At 58.1% G+C, this 1,739-nt stretch carries 2 protein-coding genes; one reads left to right on the top strand and one right to left on the bottom strand.

Going from position 1 to position 1,739, the window contains the following annotated elements; all coding sequences use genetic code 11:
• A partial coding sequence (locus tag RMO15_RS05055) for a SulP family inorganic anion transporter (protein WP_309708677.1) occupies positions 1-639 on the top strand: 639 nt, incomplete at its 5' end.
• Positions 640-742: 103 nt separating this feature from the next.
• Here RMO15_RS05055 and RMO15_RS05050 read toward each other — a convergent pair.
• On the bottom strand, positions 743-1,528 hold the full coding sequence (locus RMO15_RS05050) for a phosphoglycolate/pyridoxal phosphate family phosphatase (RefSeq protein WP_309708675.1): 786 nt from the start codon (positions 1,526-1,528) through the stop codon (positions 743-745).
• Between the last annotated feature and the right edge of the window lie 211 nt (positions 1,529-1,739).

Below are 1,739 nucleotides of genomic sequence, written 5' to 3'. Positions count from 1 at the left end.
GTCATCTTACTGGCGACGATCCCGCTGGCTCTGAGTCTGCACCTAAGCCCTAGATCTTTTGTCAAGCTTCCTCCGTCGCTACTTGCCGCGATCACCTTTCCCGATTTTTCCCAGCTTGCCAGTGCTGTCTCGCTCAAGCATATCCTGATGTTCACTCTAGTCGGCTCTCTTGAGTCACTGCTCACGGTCTCCGCCATAGACTCACTAGACCCCCAAAAGCAGGAGAGTGATCTCAATCGCGACTTAATTGCTACCGGGGCAGCCAACACGCTTGCGGCCTGTCTCGGAGGAATTCCCATGATCTCCGAAGTGGTTCGTAGTAAGGCCAATATGGATAACGGAGCCAAGAGTGCATGGGCCAACTTCTTTCACGGGCTATTTCTTCTGCTCACCGTTGCCTTAGTCCCGGGCATTCTCCAGAAAATCCCTCTGGCGGCACTGGCGGCAATGCTGATTGTGATTGGATTTCGCCTCGCCTCTGTACAACAGTTCAAGAGTGCCTGGCAAGCGGGGAAAGTCTCGTTCATTCTCTTTGTCACCACTCTTGTTGTCACACTGGCAACCGATCTGCTCATCGGCGTGGCCGTAGGACTGGTGCTGAAGCTGATCCTGTCACGGACGAAATGGGACTCTAAATAACCTGTAACGCTGACGTAACGGCGGAGTGCTATGCTGTTTTGTATGAGCGAAAACGACCTACGCCGCTGGGCGCTGGAGCAGCTACGAGTCCTTCTGGCCTTCCCTACAGCTCCGCCAGAGTTGCCACTACCCGAGTCGGAGCGAAGCCTTCAGGAGCCGCCGCCGCCTGCTCCCGCGTCCCCACGCCCGTCAGTACCAGAGCGGTAGGAACGCCACAACGATTCCCGCAGAGAATGTCGGTGTCGAGGCGATCCCCGATCATCATGGCGTCGTCGGGAGCAACTCCGGCGAGCTGCAGTAGCAATTGTAAACCCAGTGGCTCGGGCTTGCCCATGGTGAGAGGTTCGCGCTCGGCGGCGGCAGCGATGGCAGCGACCATGCTTCCCCCGCCCGGAATCACGCCGTTCTCGACCGGGTACTGCCCATCACGGTTGGTAGCGATAAAGCCCGCGCCCCGAATCAGACACTGCTGGGCTCTCTGAAGCATCTCGTAGCGGAAGTTCTTATCGAGTCCGACCACCACATACTCACACGCAACATCCCGCTCCTCGGGATCAGCAACAGTCACGACATTGATCCCCACGCGCCCTAGCTCATCGGAGATTCCCGGCCCTCCCACGGCAAAGACCGATTTTCCCGCCGCACCCTGGCTCTGTAAATACGCCGCCGTGATCGAGGCGCTAGTCGCGATCTCGCTTTCGTCGGCGGGCATCCCCAGGCGCGTGAGCTTCTCGACATAGACCCGGCGCGGCTGGCTGGAGTTGTTGGTGAGAAAAAAGAGACGCTTGCCCGCAGCACGTAACCGGGCGATGGCTTCGGGAGCTCCTGGCACGACACTCTCGCCGCGCCAGAGCACGCCATCCAGATCAAAAACATAAACAGAGGTCACAGCGCATTGTACCGCGCGGACTGCTTAAGGTATAGTGCGCTCATCTCTTAATCTCCCAAGGAAAAAGCTCATGTCTCCAACGCTCTTTTTACTTCCGCTTTTGGCGCTCAGTGCGCCTGCCCCACGCTTTCAGACTGATACGCCGGATGCGGCGGTCATGGCAAAGATTCGTGAGGAGGGCCTCAAGCGCTCCCAGCTGCCACAGAACCTC

Origin of the sequence: Armatimonas sp., assembly GCF_031410135.1 — a bacterium.
Lineage (GTDB): Bacteria > Armatimonadota > Armatimonadia > Armatimonadales > Armatimonadaceae > Armatimonas.
Note: the sequence above shows the minus strand (reverse complement) of the source record. Positions and strands in the feature narration are given on the sequence as shown.